Below are 17,028 nucleotides of genomic sequence, written 5' to 3' on the forward strand. Positions count from 1 at the left end.
GGCCTTCGAAGCCCTCGACCAGCTCGCCATGGAACACCTCCTCAACGTCCGCTGACCCACCCCGGGACGCCCGGCCCACCACCACCGGGCGTCCCGGCCGTCAGGCGTCCACCGGCGCGGGCCGGGCGTACGCCACCGGATCGGCCAGCACGTCCTGCACCACCAGCGCCGCCGCGCCCCGTGCCGCGTCACCCGCGACGGACGAGGCGCGCAGCCGGCCGCCGCCCCGGGACCAGAGTCCGGACACCACGCGGCCGGTCAGCTCCGCGTCGGCGGGCGGCGAGAGCCACGGCATCAGGCCGCGGTATATCCCGCCGAGCACCACCGCGTCCGGGTCGAACAGATTCACCGCGCCGGACAGCACCTGTCCCAGCATCCGGCCCGCGTCGGCCACGGCGGCCAGCGTCACGGGGTCACCGGCCTGCGCCCGCCGCTCCAGCTCCATCACTCCCGCCGCCCCGCCCGCGGCCCCGTCGACGCCGGCCGCGCGCAGCAGGGCCGACTGGCCGGCGTACTGCTCCAGGCAGCCGCGCGAACCGCACCGGCACTCCGGGCCCGCCGGGTCCACCACCACATGCCCGATCTCCCCGGCGAAACCGTGGGCGCCGCGCAGCAGTTCGCCGTCGAGCACCAGGGCCCCGCCGACACCGATCTCGCCCGTCAGGTAGAGGAAGCTCCGGACCGTGCCGAGCCCGCCGAACCACAGCTCGGCCAGCGCCGCGAGATTCGCCTCGTTCTCCGAGCGCACGGGCAGCGGCGCGGTGCCGGGACGCAGACCGGCGAGTGCCTCCGCGAACAGTTCCTCGGCGGCGACCTGGTTCCAGCCCAGGTTCGGCGCCTGGCGCACCGAACCGCCCGAGACCAGCCCGGGCAGCGCGAGCGCCGTACCGACCGGGTACAGATCCTGCTCCCGCGCCGAGTCCAGGGTGCGGGCGGCGATCCCCGCCGCCCGGGCCAGGACCTCCTCGGGCGGGGCGCCGCGGTTGTCCAGGTGCTCCGTCTGCCGCACCCGGCCGGTGCCCGCCAGGTCCACGACGCACACCGACACGTAGTCGATGTTGATCTCCACACCCAGCCCGGCGGGCCCGGTGCGCGCCACCTTCAGAGCCGTCCCGGGCCGCCCGGCCTGCCCGCTGAACGTCTTGCCCGACTCGGTGACGAAGCCGCTGTCCAGCAACTGCTCGACCAGGGAGGACACCGCGGCCCGGGTGAGTCCGACCCGGGCCGACACCCCGGCCCGGGTCGCCTCACCGGTCTCGCCCTCGTCCCGTACGGCGCGCAGCACGAGGCTCAGGTTGTGGCGTCGTACGGTGTCCTTGTCGGCCTTGGACCCCAGGGGCGTGAGGTAGCTCTTCATATCGTCGACGAGCCTATGTGATGCCCGCCGGGGCAGAGCTCGCGGTGGTACCCGCGGATTACAGGTCCGCCGCGTCCTTCACCGCGCCGAGGTCGACGAACTTGAAGCCGGTCGCCTCCCGGCCCTCCTCGCCGCCCGCCGCGGAGGTCTCGTGTCCGTCCTGGACCACCAGCAGGCCACGCGGGTAGCGCGAGCCCAGCGGCTCGTCGAGCACGGCGGCACCGTCGCACTCCTCGCTGCCGTCGAGGTCGGCCGATACGGCGGTGACGCGGAAGCCGCCCTCGTACTCGTTGTCCTCGGACACCTCGCGGTCGTACAGCGCGAAGGAGTTGTCCCCCTGGCCGGACGCGAAGAGGTAGCCGTCACCGCCGGACTCCGGGAGCAGGGTCAGCCCCTCCACGTCGGCCGCCAGCCGCTTGCCGCCGAAGCCCGGGTCGGCGCCGGGCGCGCACTCCTCGGTCTCCGGGTCGTACGTCCCCGGGACGCCGTACTCCTTGACCTTGTCCACGAGGACCGGGCGCCCGGTCAGCGCGGCGGGCAGCCGCCAGATGCCGACGTCCTCCTGGCCCGCGTAGAGCGTGCCGTTCTCCGGGTCGACGACCATGCCCTCGACCTGCGGCAGCTCACCCGGCTCGCCGCACGGCGTCCACGAGGTGCCGTCCGGGAGCCGGAAGGACGACGGGAGCGAGAGGGTGCGCACCAGGCGGTAGCCCACCGTGCCCGCCGCCGTCGGCCGCAGCTCCAGCAGCGCGAGGTCCGTGGTGTTGCGCCGGCTGACCAACGCGTACGAACGCCCGCTGGAAGGGTCCTGCCAGGTGGCGAGACCGTACGCGGTCCGCTGCTCGTTGACCTCGGCCTGGCCGGACGAGAAGACCGGGGCGGCGGCGGGATCGGTGACGTCCTTCAGCGGTCCGCCCGGCTGCGAGGGGTCGACACGGTAGATGCGGAGACGGTCGTTGCCCCGGTCGCTCACCACGGCCACATCGGCGCGTCCGGCCGGGGTGCGGAGCCCGGTCACGAGGTCGACGTTGTTGAACCTGCCCGGGGCGTCGTCCTCCGCCGCGGGTGACGGGGCGGGGATCGACTGGACCAGGGACGCGTCCAGACCGTAGACCCGCAGGCCGCCCTCCTTGGCGGTGGCGACGACCAGGCTGCGCCCGGGGTCGGCGTCGTTGCGCCAGATCGCCGGGTCGTCGGCGTCGGCGTTGCCGCCCGCCTCGTCGTCGTACAGCGCGGCCGTCTCGGCCGTCGCGCCGACGGACGGCAGCGACCGTGCGTGCGCCGGGGAGAGCGGGACGAGAGTGATCAGTGCCGTACCGAGGAGGGCGGTGGCCGCCAGGCGAGGGGAGCGGTGCATGCGCACGGATGCTTCCTGTCGTGAGAGGGACATGTCCATGACTCGTCAGGAAGTGTCGGACGACGGGGCGCTGCCCTGGTGTCGCGTCCATGAGGGGGACGTGGGCACCAGGTGAATTCGCGGGGGCGGGCAGGTCCGGCGACGTCTGCCGCCGGACCCGGCCCGTCGCCCGCCCCGGGGCTCAGGGCCGCGCGCCCCGGGCCTTCAGCATGTCGGCCATCAGCGAGATCTCCGACTCCTGGGCGCGGTCCATGCCCGCCGCCAGGCTCCTGATCTCGTCCGTGCCCGCCGCGTCGGCCGCGGCCCGCGCCATGTCGGCCCCCGCACGGTGGTGGACGGTCATCAGCCGCAGGAACAGCACCTCCGCGTCCCTGCCCTCGGCCGCGCGCAGCTCGTCCAGCTGTGTGTCCGTCGCCATGCCCGGCATGAGGGAGCCGTCGGCCGGGGTGACCGGGTGGCCCATCCACTCCATCGGCGGCCGGTCCGAACTCTTGGGCCTCTCCCACGACTCCAGCCATCCCAGCATCATGCCCCGCTGGTTGGCCTGGGTGTTGATGATGTCGTAGGCGAGTCGCCGAACGGCCTCGTCATCCGTGCGGTCCCGGACGATGAACGCCATCTCCACCGCCTGCTGGTGGTGGACCGACATGTCCCGGGCGAACCCCACATCGGCCGAGCTCTCCGCGGGCACGGCACCGGGTGCTCCGGAGCCGGACGAGGAGGCCGCCGAGGGCCGTACGACCATGAGCAGCACGAGCCCCACGGCCATGACGAACACCACGGCCCCCGCCCACACCAGTGAACGGGGAACGCGTGCGGACGAGGTCACTTGGCGATCCCGCCCGAGCAGGCGGCGCCCGGCTCCGGGGTCTGCGCGCCCTGGACGTACTTGGTGAAGAACTGTGCGACGCGGGCGTCGGTGGCGCTCTTCACTGTGAGCTGCTTGCCCCAGGCGCTGAGCATCAGCGGATCCTTCTGGTCGGCGACGGGGCTCATCAGGGAGTAGGGAGTCCTGGCGACACGCTCGGAGAGCGCCTCGACGTCGGCATCCTTCGCCTTGTCGTTGTACGTGACCCAGACGGCGCCGTGTTCCAGGGAGTGGACGGCGTTCTCCTTCGGTATCGCCTCGGTGTAGACGTCGGCGTCGCAGTTCATCCAGACCGGGTCGTGGTTGCCGCCGACGGGCGGGTTCATCGGGTAGTCGACGGGCGTCCCGACGTGCTCCTGGGCCAGGTCGTCCCAGGACTTCTCGCCGGTGACGGGCGAGGTCCTGGCCTGTTCCTCGGCCCTGTCCTGCTCGTCGGCGGCCGACATCAGGTAGCCGCCCCCGGCGACGAGGCCGGTGAGCACGACGACGGCCGCGGCGATGGTGACGATGCGGCTGCGGCGCTCGCGGGCCCGCTCCTTGCGGCGGGCCTCGTCGAGTTTGGCGCGGCGCGCGGCGGATGAGCTGTTCTGGTTCTTGGCGGAAGCCATGTCAGGTCCTCGGGTTCGGTGGAGCGCGTGCGCGGAAGGCGCGCGACGCGGGGAAAAGGCACGCGGAAGTCCGCCTCCGGCGCATCGGCGGCGCGGAGGGCGGACCCGGGGGCCCTTTAAATCCGTTGGACCTGCAGACGCAGTTGGTCGACGGCGCCCACGCTGTCGTTGGACGGGCCCCGGATGGCCGCGGCGCCGGTGAGCGGGGCGGTTCCGGGTGCCGCCGAGGGGCAGGGCAGGGCGACCGGAGCGGGGTGGCAGGGCAGCACGGCGGCCGCGAAGTGGTCCGACGTGCCGTGACAGGAGCTGCCGATCCCGCGTTCGTCCGGGGCGTCGGCCACGACGACGGACGCGGCGGCCACGGGGGCCGGCGTGAACGCCATGACGGCGGTCGCGGAAGCGGCCTCGGTCCGGGGCGGGGCCGTGGCGGCCGGCGAGCAGCAGAAGAAGACGGCCACGAGCACCAGTGCCCAGACCGGCGCGAGGGGCAGGCCGCTGCCGCTCCGCCGGTCCGTCCACCTGCTCGCTCTGGTCATGGCCGCCATGGTAGATGGTGTGTGAAGTTTCAATGAGTTTGGCCCACAGCTTGGCGCGATAGTGTGCCCCGGTGACGACGCAATCGAACGTACCTGCGGGCTGGCACCCGGACCCTCACGGCGCACCCCAGCTGCTGCGCTACTGGGACGGCTCCCGGTGGACCGAGCACACGCACCCGGCCCAGGGGCAGGCGCAGGCCCAGGCGCAATCGCAGGTCACCCAGCCGTACGCGGGCCAGTCGCAGGCGTCGACGCCGCAGCAGGCCGCCCCTCAGCAGGCAGCCGGCCAGCAGTTCGCTCCCCAGCAGGCGGCCGCCCAGCAGTTCGCTCCCCAGCAGGCGGCCCCCGCGCAGGCCGTTCCTCAGCAGGCCGTTCCTCAGCAGGGCGCACCCGGCGCGGGCTCACTCTTCACCCAGCAGGTCCTGGTCGTGAACCAGAAGGCCAAGCTGCTCGAGCTCACGAACGAGTACAGCGTCTTCGACCAGCAGGGCACCACCGTCGGTTCGGTCGTCCAGGTCGGCCAGAGCGGCCTGCGCAAGGCGCTCAGGTTCGTCTCCAGCGTCGACCAGTACCTCACGCACCGCCTGGAGATCCGGGACGCCTACGGGCAGCCGCAACTGCTCCTGACCCGCCCGGCGAAGTTCATCAAGTCCCGGGTCGTCGTGCAGCGCCCGGACGGACAGCCCGTGGGCGAGATCGTCCAGCAGAACGCCATCGGCAAGATCAACTTCGCCATCATGGTCAACGGGCAGCAGGTCGGAGCGATCAAGGCCGAGAACTGGCGTGCGTGGAACTTCGCCATCGTCGACCACAACGACGCCGAGATCGCCAGGATCACCAAGACCTGGGAAGGCCTGGCGAAGACCATGTTCACCACGGCCGACAACTACGTGCTGCAGATCCACTACCAGCTGCCCGAGCCGCTGTTGAGTCTCGTCGTGGCGACGGCCCTGACCGTCGACACCGCGCTCAAGCAGGACTCCCGCGGCTTCGGCTGAGCCGACGTGGGGACGAGGGACGCCGTCCGGCCGGACCGTGCGTCTTCCCTCATCCACGTCTACTTCGTGCCCTCCGTCTCCATCTCCGCCAGCACCCTCTCGGCCACCGCGAAGGCCGAGTTCGCCGCAGGGACCCCGCAGTAGACCCCCGTCTGCAGCAGGGCCGCGCCGATCTCCTGCGGGCTGAGGCCGTTGCGTACCGCCGCGCGGACATGCATCGCCAGTTCGCCGTAGTGGCCGTGCGCGACCAGGGCGGTCAGTGTGATCAGGCTGCGCTCCCGCCGGGACAGGGCCGGGTCGGTCCAGATCTCGCCCCAGGCGTAGCGGGAGATGAAGTCCTGGAAGGGCGCGGTGAACTCCGTGGTCGCCGCCTGTGCCCGGTCCACGTGCGCATCGCCCAGGACCTCGCGGCGCACCACCGTCCCGCTCCCGCGCTCCCGGGGCGCGAAATGGGCGCGCAGGGCCTCCCGTACGGCCGCCGGACGTTCGGCGGGAGCGAGATGGGCGGCGCGCGGCAGCTCGGTCAGCGCGGCCCCCGGGATTCCGTCGGCGATCTCCCGGGCGTGCGCGGGCGGCGTCGCCGGGTCCTCGCGGCCCGCGATGACCAGCGTCGGCGCACGTACGCCGGACAGCCCGTCCCGCAGATCGCAGTCGGCGAGTGCGTCGCAGCACGCCGCGTACGCCGCGGGATCCGTGCCCAGCAGGTCGTCGAGCAGGCGGGGTTCGGTGAAACCGGGCGTGAACCAGCGGGTCGCCGCGCTCTCCGCGACCTTGCCGAGGCCCTCGGCGCGCACGAGCGAGGCCCGTTCCCGCCATGGCCCCGGGTCGCCGAAGTGGGCGGAGGAGCAGACGACCGCCAGGCGGTCGACGCGCTCCGGGTGGTGGACTGCGAGCCAGAGGCCGACCGCGCCGCCCAGCGAGACCCCGGCGTACGAGAACCGCTCCAGGGACAGCGAGTCGGCGAGTGCCAGGACCAGCGCGCCCAGATCGGCGATGTCCGCCCCCGGGCCGATCAGTCCGGCGGGCGAGCCCCCGTGTCCCGGCAGGTCCCACCGTACGACCCGATGGGCGGCCGACAGCTCGGGGGCGACTCCGTCCCAGAGCGCGGTGGAGGTGCCGAGCGACGGGCCGAGCAGCAGGGGGGGAGCGCTCGCCGCCCCTTCGGCGCGGTGGTGCAGGAGGCGGGCGGGTGTCGTGTTCATCGGCGCTCCAGAGCGCGGTCGGTGAGGGGCCCGGCGCAGCCGGTGTACCGGGCGGGGTCGGTCAGTTCTGCGAGATCCAGGCCGTCGAAGGCCGGCTCCCCGGCGAGGATCTCCGCGAGGGGCCTGCCCTCGTCACGTGCCCGGCCGGCGGCCTGGGTGAGGATCTCCTCGGCGCGGGGCCGGCCCACCCGGCCGGTGGCGACGGCAGCGAGCCGCTCCGACACGATCAGCCCGCCGGTCAGCCCCAGGTGGCTCCGCATGGCCGAGGGGAACACCTTGAGCCCCTCGGTGAGTTCCACCGCGTCCCGCGCCGCCCCGCCGACCAGGCGCAGCAGGTCGCGCAACGGCTCCCATTCGGCGTGCCAGGCCCCGGCGGGCCGTTCGTCCTCGGCTGCGAGCGAGCCGTACAGCGTGACCGCCGCTCCGGGCGCGCGGCGGGCCGCAGCGGCGATCAGGGTGGCGCGGACCGGATTGGCCTTGTGCGGCATCGCGGAGGATCCGCCGCCGGATCCTTCGGCGAGCTCGGCGATCTCCGTGCGGGACAGGGTGAGCACATCGACCGCCACCTTGCCGAGCGCGCCCGCCGTGAAGGCCAGCGCGCCGGCCAGGTCGGCGACCGGGGTGCGCAGGGTGTGCCAGGGCAGCTGCGGTTCGGCCAGGCCCAGTTCCCGGGCGTAGGCGGAGACGAGACCGAGCTCCGCCGCGTCTCCGGCGTCGGTGGTGAAGGCGGCCAGCGTGCCCGCCGCGCCGCCGAGCTGGACGGGGAGCGCACCGCGTACCGCCCGCAGCCGGTCCCGCGCGTCGAGCACCAGCGACCGCCAGCCCGCGGCCTTGAGCCCGAACGTCGTCGGCACGGCGTGCTGCGTCAGGGTGCGGCCGGGCATCGGCGTGTCGCGGTGCTCGGCCGCCAGTCGCTCCAGCGCGTCGGCGGTCCGGCCGAGGTCGTCGAGGACGAGCGCCAGGGTCCGGGACGCCACCAGCACGGCGGCGGTGTCGAGGATGTCCTGGCTGGTCGCGCCCCGGTGGACGAAGGGCCGTACGTCCTCGTCGACCGCCGCTGAGAGGGCGGCGACCAGCGGGATCACCGGATTGCCGCCGGACCGCGCCCGCAGCGCCAGCTCCCGTACGTCGAACCGGCCGGCGTCCGCCGCCGCGGTGACCGCCCGTCCCGCCTCGGCGGGGGCGAACCCGGAGACCGACTGGGCCCGGGTGAGCGCCGCCTCGGCGTCCAGCAGCGCCTGCAGGAAGGCGTGGTCGCCGGTGGCGGTCTCGGCGGCGGAGCCGGCCCGCCCGGGGGCGAGGAGGCCGGCATCGCTCTCGTGCATCAGCTGAACTCCAGGAAGACCGTCTCGTCGGCGCCCTGGAGACGGATGTCGAAGCGGTAGGTGCGGGGGTCCGTGCGTGTCGCGATCAGTGTGGCGCGCCGTTCCGCGTCCAGCGACCGCAGCAGCGGATCGCCCGCTTCCACACCCTCACCCTCGCTGAGTAGATCGGGGAGGTACACACGGGTGTAGAGGTGGTGGACCACGCCACGGGCGAACACGGCCGCGCAGAGGTAAGGGACACCGCCGGGTGGGAGCGTACGCACGAACCAGCGTCCGGCCGCGTCCGTCGACGCCCGTCCGAAGCCGGTGAAGTCCACCCCGTTGCGTCCGATCACCTTGCCCGTGGCGGGGTCGTGGCGCAGCGAACCGGGGAGGCCGGTGCGCGATCCGTCGGGTGCGGGCTGCCAGGTCTCGACGATCGCGTCGGGCACGGGGGCGCCCCGACCGTCGAGCACGTAGCCGTGCACCGTGATGCTGTCGGGATGCCCGGCCGGGGCGACCTCGCTGCCGCCGGGGAAGGGCAGCGCGTAGCCGTAGAAGGGGCCGACGGTCTGGGAGGGAGTCGGGGCGGGGGACATCAGGCGTCGCCTTCTTCCTCGGTCCAGGTGGCGCACGGTCCGTCGAGGACGATGTCCCAGCGGTAGCCGAGGGACCACTCGGGAACGGACAGGTCGTGGTCGTACGTCGATATGAGCCGCTCACGCGCCGCCCGGTCCGTGACCGAGCGGATCACCGGGTCGTAGGGGAGGAGCGGATCGCCGGGGAAGTACATCTGGGTGACGAGCCGCTGGCTGAACGACGTACCGAACAGCGAGAAGTGGATGTGCGCGGGGCGCCAGGCGTTGGTGTGGTTGCGCCACGGGTAGGCGCCCGGCTTGACGGTCGTGAACGAGTAGCCGCCGTCGTCGTCGGTCAGGCAGCGTCCGAAGCCGGTGAAGTTCGGGTCCAGCGGGGCCGGGTGCTGGTCGAGCTGGTGGGCGTACCGCCCCGAGGCGTTGGCCTGCCACACCTCGACGAGTTGCCCCCGCACCGGCCGGCCGGCCCGGTCCAGCACCCGGCCAGTGACGGTGATCCGCTCACCGAGCGGCTCGCCGTCGTGCTGGGCGGTGAGGTCCCGGTCCAGCGCGGTCACATCGGTGACGCCGAACGCCGGCCCGGACAGCTCGACCGCCTCCGGGTCGCGCACGGGGATGGGAGAGCGGTGCGGGTGGCGGAAGTGGCTGCTGCGGTAGGGGGGGTAGTCGCGCGGCGGATGGTGGGCCCCCGGCTCGGCTGCATCCTGGGCCCGCGCCACCTCGGAGTCGATCTCCTGCTGGCTCATTCCGTCGGGCAGTGGATGTGCGGGAAGGTCACGTGCGGTCATGTCACGGCTCCGTGAATGGCTGATAATGCTCAGTACACTGAGTAAATGCGATGCCCATGAAGCTATCCACGGCTTGCCGTTGCGGTCAAGACCCTCAGTACACTGTGTATCTTCGGCATCCCGGCCGATGTCCCAGCCGACGGCCGACGGCCGACAGAGAGAGGGCGGTGCCGTGCAGGCGGTCGACCTGAGCACCCACCCCGGGCACCTGGCCCGGCGTCTCCAGCAGGCACACCACCTGCTCTGGAACGCGATGGTCTCCCAGGAGATCACCTCGCCCCAGTTCGCCGTCCTCAACGCCCTGACCGCCGAACCGGGGCTCGACCAGCGGACGGTGGGGGAGCGGGTCGGTCTCGACCGGTCCACCGTCGCCGAGGTGATCGCACGGCTGCTGCGCAGGGAACTGCTGGACAAGGTGCGCGACCCGGACGACGGGCGGCGCTTCCAGCTGCGCCTCACCGATGACGGCGTCCGCACCCACCGGCGGCTCGCGCTCCTCACGGTCCGGATGAACCAGGTCTTCCTCGGCCCGCTCTCGGCGGACGAGCAGCAGACCCTCTTCGGCCTGATGCGCAGGGTGGCGGACGCCGCCGAGGCCTTCCGGGTGCCGGATGACGCCAGGCCGCCTGCGGGACGGTGAGGACGGGTCCTCAGGGCGTGTGGACGCCGAACCGTGCTCCCCGGGGATCGCGGAGCGTCGCGACCCAGGGCCCGCCCGGGATGTGCGTCGGGGGTGCGAGCGGCTCGCCGCCCGCGGTCAGGGCCCTGGCAGCGGTGGCCTCGGTGTCGGACACGGTGAAGTAGGGGAGCCAGTGCGGCGGCGCCTCGGTCCGCTCGTCGTCGTCCTGCTCCTTCATGCCGCCGAAGTCGGCCCCGTCCACACCCCAGTGGGTGAAGGGTCCGGTCGCGCTGACCGTCCAGCCGAACACGGCCGGGTAGAAGGCGAGCGCGCCCCGCGGATCAGGGGTGCGGAGTTCGGTCCAGCCCAGGGACCCCGGTTCGTTGAAGCGCCCGGCGCCCGGGAAGGCACGGGCCTGCCAGAGGGAGAACACCGCGCCGGACGGATCGGCGGCCGCCGCGAACCTGCCCTGGTCGAAGATGTCCATCGGCCCCGTCAGCACGGTCCCGCCCGCCTCCCGCACCGCATCGGCCGTGGCGTCCGCGTCCTCGGTGGCGAAGGAGACGGTCCAGGCCGGCTGCTGGTCCGGGCGGTAGAGGGGGCTGAAAGCCGCGACGGCGTCCTCACCGACGCGCGCCGTCGTGTATCCGCCTGCCTCGGGCCGCGGATCGGTCTCGGACCGCCAGCCGAAGAGCCCCGCGTAGAACGCCTGGGCGGCCGGCACGTCCGAGGTGCTCAGCTCGACCCAGCAGGGGCCGCCGGGCACCGGTTCCGTGAGCTTCATGCGGTTTCCTCCCGAGGCGCGCCACCAGTCACATTCCTACGCTGTTGTCCAGCACGCTATGACCGTGCGGAAGCGGCGGCTACCGGAGGCGGACGGCGCGTCCGGCAGATATTTTACGTGTGTAACACCTGTTAAGATAAATAGGTGAGTGATACAGCCATGCGATCCCGGAAGTCATCCGTCCACAAACTGCCGGTCACCGGTGTCCTGCGGCTGAAGAGCCCCGCGGAGATCTGGTACAAGCCCGCGCTGAGCGTCGTGGTCGCGTCGGCCGTCCCGAATCTGCTGCTGTACTCCCTCGACCGCCTCGACCTCGTCATGTACACCATGGCGGGATCGCTCTGCGCGCTCTACGGGCACAACCTGCCGTACGCCCGCAGGGCCCACACCGTCCTCCGGGTGATCCTGGGGATGGCCGCGGGCCTCGCCGTCGCCCTCGTCGCCGCCTCGCTCACCGACTCGACCGCCGTGCTGATCGCTGTCGGCGCGCTGCTCGCGGCCGTGCAGAAGACCTTCTGCGACGCGACCCGCATAGGCCCGCCCGGCAACGTGATCTTCGCTTTCGTCACCTCGGCCGCGCTCTTCGCCCCGCAGGAGATCGGTCAGATGCCGGGGCACATGGCGCTGATGCTGGCCGCGGGCGCCTTCTCCTGGCTGGTCACCGCGGGCCCGGCCCTGTGGCACCGGGAGGGACCCGAGCGTCTCGCCACCGCCCGCGCGCTCGACGCCGCCGCGGCATACGCGGCGGATCCCGACGCCCGGACCCGGCACGCCGCGGCCGCGGCCGTCCAGGCTGCCTGGCAGTCACTGCTGGCGGCCGGACGGCCCACTCCCGTACGCCAGGAACTGGAGCGGCTCGTCGTCCACGCCGAGCGGGCCCTCGCGACCACCGCGGCCGGCGGCCACGTCACCGGAGCGGACCCCGCCGAGCTGCGCCGATGGGCCACGGAGACCCGGGGCCGCGGCCCCGTCCCCAGCCCGCCTCCCGCACCCGGCACCGTCGAGCAGCTCTTCGGGATCGACGCCGAACGGGCCGGACTGCGGATGCGGCGGGGCCGGCGCGAGGCCCGGCGGAGGCTGCTGCGCGCACTCGGCCCCGGCTCCCCGGTGCTGCCCGTCGCCTTCCGTACCCTCGTCGGGTGCGCCCTGGCCGGCTACGTCTCCTCGGCGCTCGGGGTGGGCCACCCGTACTGGGCCATCGTCACCGCGGCCTCGGTCTACCAGCCCAATCTCGCCCTCTCCTGGAGCAGGGCGCTGCAGCGGACCGTCGGCAACCTGCTCGGTGTGCTGGTCTTCGCGGCCGTCATCCCGCTCGCCAGGGTCGGTCCGCTCGTCCTCGTCCTCTGCGTCCTGTTCTTCAACTTCGCCGCCGAGGCGCTGATCACCCGCAACTACTGGCTCGGCTCCGTCGCCGTCACCCCGATGGCCCTGCTGATCCTGGAGTTCGGCGGGTTCCAGCCGGCGGGTGAGCTCATCGCCGACCGTGCCCTGGACACCCTCGTGGGTGTCGCGGTCGGATTCCTCGCCGCGATCGCCGTCACCAACCGCCGGGCCTCCGGCCGCGTGGAACGGGCCCTCGCCGCGGCGGGGGAGGCCCGGGGCCGGGCCGAGCGGGCGGTCGCCGACCCGGCGGTCGACGCCTTGACGCTCGAAACGGCGCGCCGGAGGCTCACCGCCTCCCTCGTCGAGCTGCGCGACGCCGGCGACGTCGCATCGGGCGAATGGTGGCAGCGCGCCCTGCCCGAGGAAGAGCTGCTGGCGGCTGAGCAGGCAGGACACCGTACGCTCGCGGCGACAGCACAACGGCAGGGACTGATCACCCTGCCCCCGGCGAACGGAGCGGTGTGACCGACGACATCGTGGCCTCGGTGGTACGGCAGTGGCTTGCCGTCAACCCGGAGCTGGACACCGGGCCGATGGAACTCATCGGCCGCATCAACCGCTGCGCGGCCCTGCTCCAGCAGGCCGAGGACGCCCCCCTGCGGGCCGCCGGACTGACGCGAGCCGAATTCGATCTGCTCGGCGCGATGCGTCGCACCGACCGTGAGCTCACCCCGGGCGAGCTGGCCCGCGAGACCTTCTCGTCCGGAGCCGCAGTCACGAAGCGGCTGCGTGCCCTGCAGGAGTCCGGCCTGATCGGCCGCCGCAGCGATGCCAGGGACCGCAGGGTCGCCCACGTCGGGCTGACGGACGCGGGGCGGGACCTGGTCGACCGCCTGCTGCCCGAACAGCTCGCCTACGAGCGTTCGGTGCTCTCCGGGCTCGACGAGGAGACCCGCAGTGGGCTCAGCGGACAGCTCGGCGAGCTGCTGGTGCAACTGGAGGGCCGGCTCGGCGGCCGCCGCTGAGGGCCCGCCACTCCCGACAGGCGGACGCGACGGGACGTTCCCCCACGGTGGTCCTCACCGACGGTGAGGACCACCGTGGGGGAGGAACGACGCGTCATCCGGCGACAGGCGCATGGCGACCCGGCCGTGCGGCCTCCACAGGGCTCCCTCCACAGCGCTCGCACATGCGTCCGTCGCTCAAGGATCTGCTCCTTTCGATCCGATTCGATCACATGTGCCCTTGTCCCTCTCTGCGGTGCGTGAGGATTCGCATGTACGGGCGGATCTCGCCCGTCTGTGCGTCTTATTTCTTGTCTCTGCTGGAAACTCATCACCCTCAGTAAACGCCACGGCCCACCTCATGTCCCGCACACCAGGACACGAAGGTCCGCTTTCTCCTGATTCCCGAGTGGCGTCACTCCCTGCGCACGCTTGGCGCCGCTGAGTGCGAAAACTGGTGAGTGTATTACCGCAGGCGTGCTCGCGCAGGGGGTTGGGTGAATATGCCGAAGCACTGTTCTGATCTGGCTAGGCTCACGCGCAGTGAAGTCGAGTTGATATGAATTCGAGCACTTGCCCACAACTGTCCGTGCAAGTGTGTATACCTCCCGAATCAACCGCCAGAGGGTTTTAGATGGTCCGTGTTGAATCACCGCCGACCAACAGAGACATCCCCGTAGTCCGTGCCGCGTTCCTGCCCGTCGTGCTGATGGCCGGCGCCACGGCCGCCGGCGCGGTGCCGGTCACCGGGGCCACGCGGGCGGCAGTCGTCTGGTGCGGTGCGATCGCCACAGTCGTGGTCGCCACGCTCACCGTCGTACTGAAGCGCCGCCGCCGGGCGATGCGCGTCCAGCGCGCCGCGTACGAACAGCGCATCGCCTTCCTGGAACACCGCATCGCCTCGTACGACCATGAGACCGAACAGCTCAGCAAGGAACTCCTGCCCGCCGCGATCCGCCGACTGCGCGCGAGCAACTCGCCGCAGGAAGTGATGCGCGACATCGTCGACGCGGACGAGTCGTACCGCAACCTCCCCAAGGCGCAACGCGCCCTGGTCCTCCAGGTCCTCGACATCATCGACAACGAAGAGGCGATGCGTGACTCCGCGCAGCGCGCGTTCGTCAGTGTCGCCCGCCGCGTCCAGGCCATCGTCCACCGACAGGCCAGTGAACTCCGGGAGATGGAGGACCACCACGGACGCAACCCCGACGTCTTCGACGACCTGCTCCGCATCGACCACGGCACCGCGCTGATCGGGCGGCTCGCCGACTCCATCGCCGTGCTCGGCGGCGCCCGGCCCAGTCGCCAGTGGCCCAAGGCCGTACCGCTGTTCAGCGTGCTGCGCGGTGCGATGTCCCGGATCCTCGAGTACCAGCGCGTCGATCTGCACTCGATCGCCAAGGTCGCCATCGTCGGCACCGCGGTCGAACCGCTCATCCACGCCTGCGCCGAACTCCTCGACAACGCGACGCGCTACTCGCCGCCCCAGACCCGGGTGCACGTCACCGCGGTCGAGGTGCAGACCGGCATCGCCATCGAGATCGAGGACGGCGGCGTCAGCCTCAGCGAGGAGGCCCGTGGAAGGGCCGAGAACATGCTCGCCCAGGCCCAGGCCGGCATCAACATGAACGACCTGGGGGAGTCTCCGCGCCTCGGCATGGCCGTGGTCGGCCGTCTCGCCCGCATGTACCAACTCCAGGTCTCCTTGCGGCAGTCCGCGTACGGTGGGGTCCGCGCCGTACTCATCGTGCCGCGCGACATGATCACCACCGGTCCCGCCCCCGGCATCGCGCACGGCATCGGCGCCACCTCGCGGCCCCAGAGCTCGCTCGACATGTCGCAGATGCAGCACGTCGTCCCCCCGCGCGGCAAGCACAAGGCGCGCCCCGCCACGACCGGGCCCGCCCCGTCGCTCGCCACCCCGGCCCCCGCCTCGGCCCCGTCGGCCTCAGCCGCATGGACCGCGCCCACCGCGGCAGCCATGGACGACGACGAGATCGTCGTGACCGAGTGGACCGAAGGCGGCCTCCCGCAGCGCCGCAGCCGGGGGCGCGCCCCCCTCGGTTCGCACAACCTCCCGCAGCAGTCCGCCCCGGCTGCGGAGCCCGCCGCGCGCAACGGGCACACCGGAAACGGCGGCGGCTCGGCACCGCCCGGCCTCTGGCTGGAGGCCTTCACCCAGGCCGTCAACGGTGTGCCCCAGGAGCCGAAGAACGACAGAGACTCTGACGACGTGTGGGACAAGGGAGACGAGAAGTGATCCAGCAGCGGGGAAACATGGACTGGATGCTCAAGGAGCTGGCCGACGACGTCCCGAGCATCCACCAGATCGTGGTGCTCTCCGCCGACGGCCTCCGGATCGCACGGCACGGCGGCGACCCCGACGTCGCCGACCGTCTCGCCGCCGCCTGCGCCGGGCTGCAGAGCCTGGCCGCGGCCGTCGCCACCGAAATCCCCTACAGCGACGGCCTGATGAAGCTGGTCGTCATCGAGGTCACCGGAGGGTTCTTCTACCTGATGGCCGCGGGCACCGGGGCCTACCTCGCGGTCCTCGCCGGGGAGACGGTCGACGCCGGACTGGTGGGCGCACGCATGCGTGACATGGTCGTCCGCATCGGAGCGCACCTGACGAGCCCCCCGCGCCATGACGGGCAGGCCGGATGAGTCCTCCCCGACGAGAACGCCGAAAGGCCGACCCGGAGGTGAGCGACCCGGAACGGCTGTACGTGATCACAGGTGCCCCCGACGGCGAGAGAGCGGCACTCGACCTCGTCACGATGGTGGTGGCTCAGGCCGAGCCGTCGCCGACGGTCCAGCCCGAGCAGGCCGCGATCATGCGGCTCTGCAAGGCGCCGCTGTCCGTCGCCGAGATCTCGGCCTATCTGAGCCTCCCCTTCAGCGTGGTCACCTCGCTCCTGACAGAACTCCTGGCGACCGAACTGATCGAATCGCGCGCGCCCATCGTCCGCGCCGCGCTCCCGGACCGGTCCCTCCTCGAAGCGGTGATGCATGGACTTCAGAAGCTCTGACACGATCACGGGCCCCCGCAGCGAGGACGTCCTTCCCGACACGGCCACGGCCGCGGTGAAGGTCGTCGTCGTCGGTGGGTTCGGGGTCGGCAAGACGACCATGGTCGGCTCGGTGAGCGAGATCCGGCCCCTGACGACCGAAGAGACCATGACCCAGGCCGGTGTCGGCGTGGACGACAACGTGGGCGTGGAGACCAAGACCGCCACCACCGTCGCCATGGACTTCGGGCGGATCAGCCTCAGCGACGAACTGATCCTCTATCTGTTCGGCACCCCCGGCCAGGAACGCTTCTGGTTCCTGTGGAACGGACTCTTCGAAGGAGCGCTCGGAGCCGTCGTCCTCATCGACACCCGGCGGCTCCAGGTCAGTTTCGACGTCATCGGCAGGCTGGAGGAGCGCGGCGTGCCGTTCGTCGTCGCCGTCAACACCTTCCCCGGCGCACCGCACCACTCCGTCGAGGCCTTGCGCCGTGCGCTGGACCTGCCGGACGAGGTCCCGATGATCGACTGCGACGCCCGGCTGCGCGCCTCCAGCCGCGATGTGCTGATGACCCTGATGCGCTACCTGCACGACCTCGCCGTACCGCTCGCCTGACGGCGGCCCGCACCTCTGCCCCTGACCGGGCCCTGTCCCCACTCCGCCCGGTCTCGGAAC

18 protein-coding genes are annotated in these 17,028 nt (G+C 72.2%); 8 read left to right on the plus strand and 10 right to left on the minus strand.

Features of this window, described 5'->3' with window-relative positions:
* Window positions 1-100: 100 nt before the first annotated feature.
* The 5 genes from ACFYQ5_RS31455 to ACFYQ5_RS31475 form a co-directional block, all read right to left on the minus strand.
* The gene (locus tag ACFYQ5_RS31455) at window positions 101-1,357 is read right to left on the minus strand and encodes an ROK family protein (protein ID WP_389202490.1); all 1,257 of its coding nucleotides are present in this window, start codon (window positions 1,355-1,357) and stop codon (window positions 101-103) included.
* Between the two features lie 58 nt (window positions 1,358-1,415).
* On the minus strand, window positions 1,416-2,714 hold the full coding sequence (locus tag ACFYQ5_RS31460; protein ID WP_389202492.1) for a phytase: 1,299 nt from the start codon (window positions 2,712-2,714) through the stop codon (window positions 1,416-1,418).
* 181 nt (window positions 2,715-2,895) lie between these two features.
* A complete protein-coding gene (locus tag ACFYQ5_RS31465) occupies window positions 2,896-3,483 on the minus strand; it encodes a DUF305 domain-containing protein (protein WP_389202646.1) in 588 nt (195 codons plus the stop codon).
* 56 nt (window positions 3,484-3,539) lie between these two features.
* Window positions 3,540-4,190, minus strand: a complete 651-nt coding sequence (locus tag ACFYQ5_RS31470; protein ID WP_389202493.1) for a DUF3105 domain-containing protein — start codon at window positions 4,188-4,190, stop codon at window positions 3,540-3,542.
* A 116-nt stretch (window positions 4,191-4,306) separates the two neighbouring features.
* Complete coding sequence (locus ACFYQ5_RS31475) at window positions 4,307-4,726, minus strand: hypothetical protein (protein WP_389202494.1); 420 nt, start codon at window positions 4,724-4,726, stop codon at window positions 4,307-4,309.
* Between the two features lie 71 nt (window positions 4,727-4,797).
* Here ACFYQ5_RS31475 and ACFYQ5_RS31480 point away from each other — a divergent pair, with 71 nt between their 5' ends.
* Window positions 4,798-5,724, plus strand: coding sequence for a phospholipid scramblase-related protein (locus ACFYQ5_RS31480; RefSeq protein WP_389202496.1), 927 nt, complete (start codon window positions 4,798-4,800; stop codon window positions 5,722-5,724).
* A 59-nt stretch (window positions 5,725-5,783) separates the two neighbouring features.
* Here the strand turns inward: ACFYQ5_RS31480 and pcaD are convergent, their stop codons facing one another.
* From pcaD to pcaH, 4 genes are read right to left on the minus strand one after another with little or no spacing between them, the layout of a single operon-like run.
* Window positions 5,784-6,926, minus strand: coding sequence for a 3-oxoadipate enol-lactonase (gene pcaD, locus ACFYQ5_RS31485; protein ID WP_389202498.1), 1,143 nt, complete (start codon window positions 6,924-6,926; stop codon window positions 5,784-5,786).
* Entirely contained in the window at window positions 6,923-8,251 is a 1,329-nt protein-coding gene (gene pcaB / locus ACFYQ5_RS31490) for a 3-carboxy-cis,cis-muconate cycloisomerase (protein ID WP_389202501.1), read from the minus strand. The genes pcaD and pcaB overlap by 4 nt, the downstream gene beginning before the upstream one ends.
* On the minus strand, window positions 8,251-8,829 hold the full coding sequence (gene pcaG, locus ACFYQ5_RS31495; RefSeq protein WP_389202502.1) for a protocatechuate 3,4-dioxygenase subunit alpha: 579 nt from the start codon (window positions 8,827-8,829) through the stop codon (window positions 8,251-8,253). Before pcaG ends, pcaB begins: the two co-directional genes overlap by 1 nt.
* Window positions 8,829-9,614 (minus strand): protocatechuate 3,4-dioxygenase subunit beta, encoded by a 786-nt coding sequence (pcaH, locus tag ACFYQ5_RS31500; RefSeq protein ID WP_389202504.1) that lies wholly within the window; start codon window positions 9,612-9,614, stop codon window positions 8,829-8,831. Before pcaH ends, pcaG begins: the two co-directional genes overlap by 1 nt.
* Window positions 9,615-9,786: 172 nt before the next feature.
* On the opposite strand from pcaH, the gene ACFYQ5_RS31505 reads away from it, so the two are divergent.
* Window positions 9,787-10,254, plus strand: coding sequence for a MarR family winged helix-turn-helix transcriptional regulator (locus ACFYQ5_RS31505; RefSeq protein WP_389202648.1), 468 nt, complete (start codon window positions 9,787-9,789; stop codon window positions 10,252-10,254).
* A gap of 10 nt (window positions 10,255-10,264) precedes the next feature.
* On the opposite strand, the gene ACFYQ5_RS31510 is transcribed toward ACFYQ5_RS31505, so the two are convergent.
* Entirely contained in the window at window positions 10,265-11,017 is a 753-nt protein-coding gene (locus tag ACFYQ5_RS31510) for a VOC family protein (RefSeq protein WP_389202506.1), read from the minus strand.
* A gap of 159 nt (window positions 11,018-11,176) precedes the next feature.
* Between ACFYQ5_RS31510 and ACFYQ5_RS31515 the strand changes: the two genes are divergently transcribed.
* The 6 genes from ACFYQ5_RS31515 (at window position 11,177) to ACFYQ5_RS31540 (ending at window position 16,968) form a co-directional block, all read left to right on the plus strand.
* Window positions 11,177-12,865, plus strand: coding sequence for an FUSC family protein (locus tag ACFYQ5_RS31515; protein ID WP_389202649.1), 1,689 nt, complete (start codon window positions 11,177-11,179; stop codon window positions 12,863-12,865).
* Window positions 12,862-13,365 (plus strand): MarR family winged helix-turn-helix transcriptional regulator, encoded by a 504-nt coding sequence (locus tag ACFYQ5_RS31520; RefSeq protein WP_389202507.1) that lies wholly within the window; start codon window positions 12,862-12,864, stop codon window positions 13,363-13,365. The genes ACFYQ5_RS31515 and ACFYQ5_RS31520 overlap by 4 nt, the downstream gene beginning before the upstream one ends.
* A 613-nt stretch (window positions 13,366-13,978) precedes the next feature.
* Window positions 13,979-15,604, plus strand: coding sequence for a sensor histidine kinase (locus tag ACFYQ5_RS31525; protein ID WP_389202508.1), 1,626 nt, complete (start codon window positions 13,979-13,981; stop codon window positions 15,602-15,604).
* The gene (locus ACFYQ5_RS31530) at window positions 15,601-16,008 is read left to right on the plus strand and encodes a roadblock/LC7 domain-containing protein (RefSeq protein WP_014049573.1); all 408 of its coding nucleotides are present in this window, start codon (window positions 15,601-15,603) and stop codon (window positions 16,006-16,008) included. The genes ACFYQ5_RS31525 and ACFYQ5_RS31530 overlap by 4 nt, the downstream gene beginning before the upstream one ends.
* A complete protein-coding gene (locus ACFYQ5_RS31535; protein ID WP_351280604.1) occupies window positions 16,005-16,373 on the plus strand; it encodes a DUF742 domain-containing protein in 369 nt (122 codons plus the stop codon). Before ACFYQ5_RS31530 ends, ACFYQ5_RS31535 begins: the two co-directional genes overlap by 4 nt.
* Window positions 16,354-16,968, plus strand: coding sequence for an ATP/GTP-binding protein (locus tag ACFYQ5_RS31540; protein ID WP_389202509.1), 615 nt, complete (start codon window positions 16,354-16,356; stop codon window positions 16,966-16,968). Before ACFYQ5_RS31535 ends, ACFYQ5_RS31540 begins: the two co-directional genes overlap by 20 nt.
* Window positions 16,969-17,028: the final 60 nt, after the last annotated feature.

This window comes from Streptomyces sp. NPDC005794 (genome assembly GCF_042871445.1).
GTDB lineage: Bacteria > Actinomycetota > Actinomycetes > Streptomycetales > Streptomycetaceae > Streptomyces.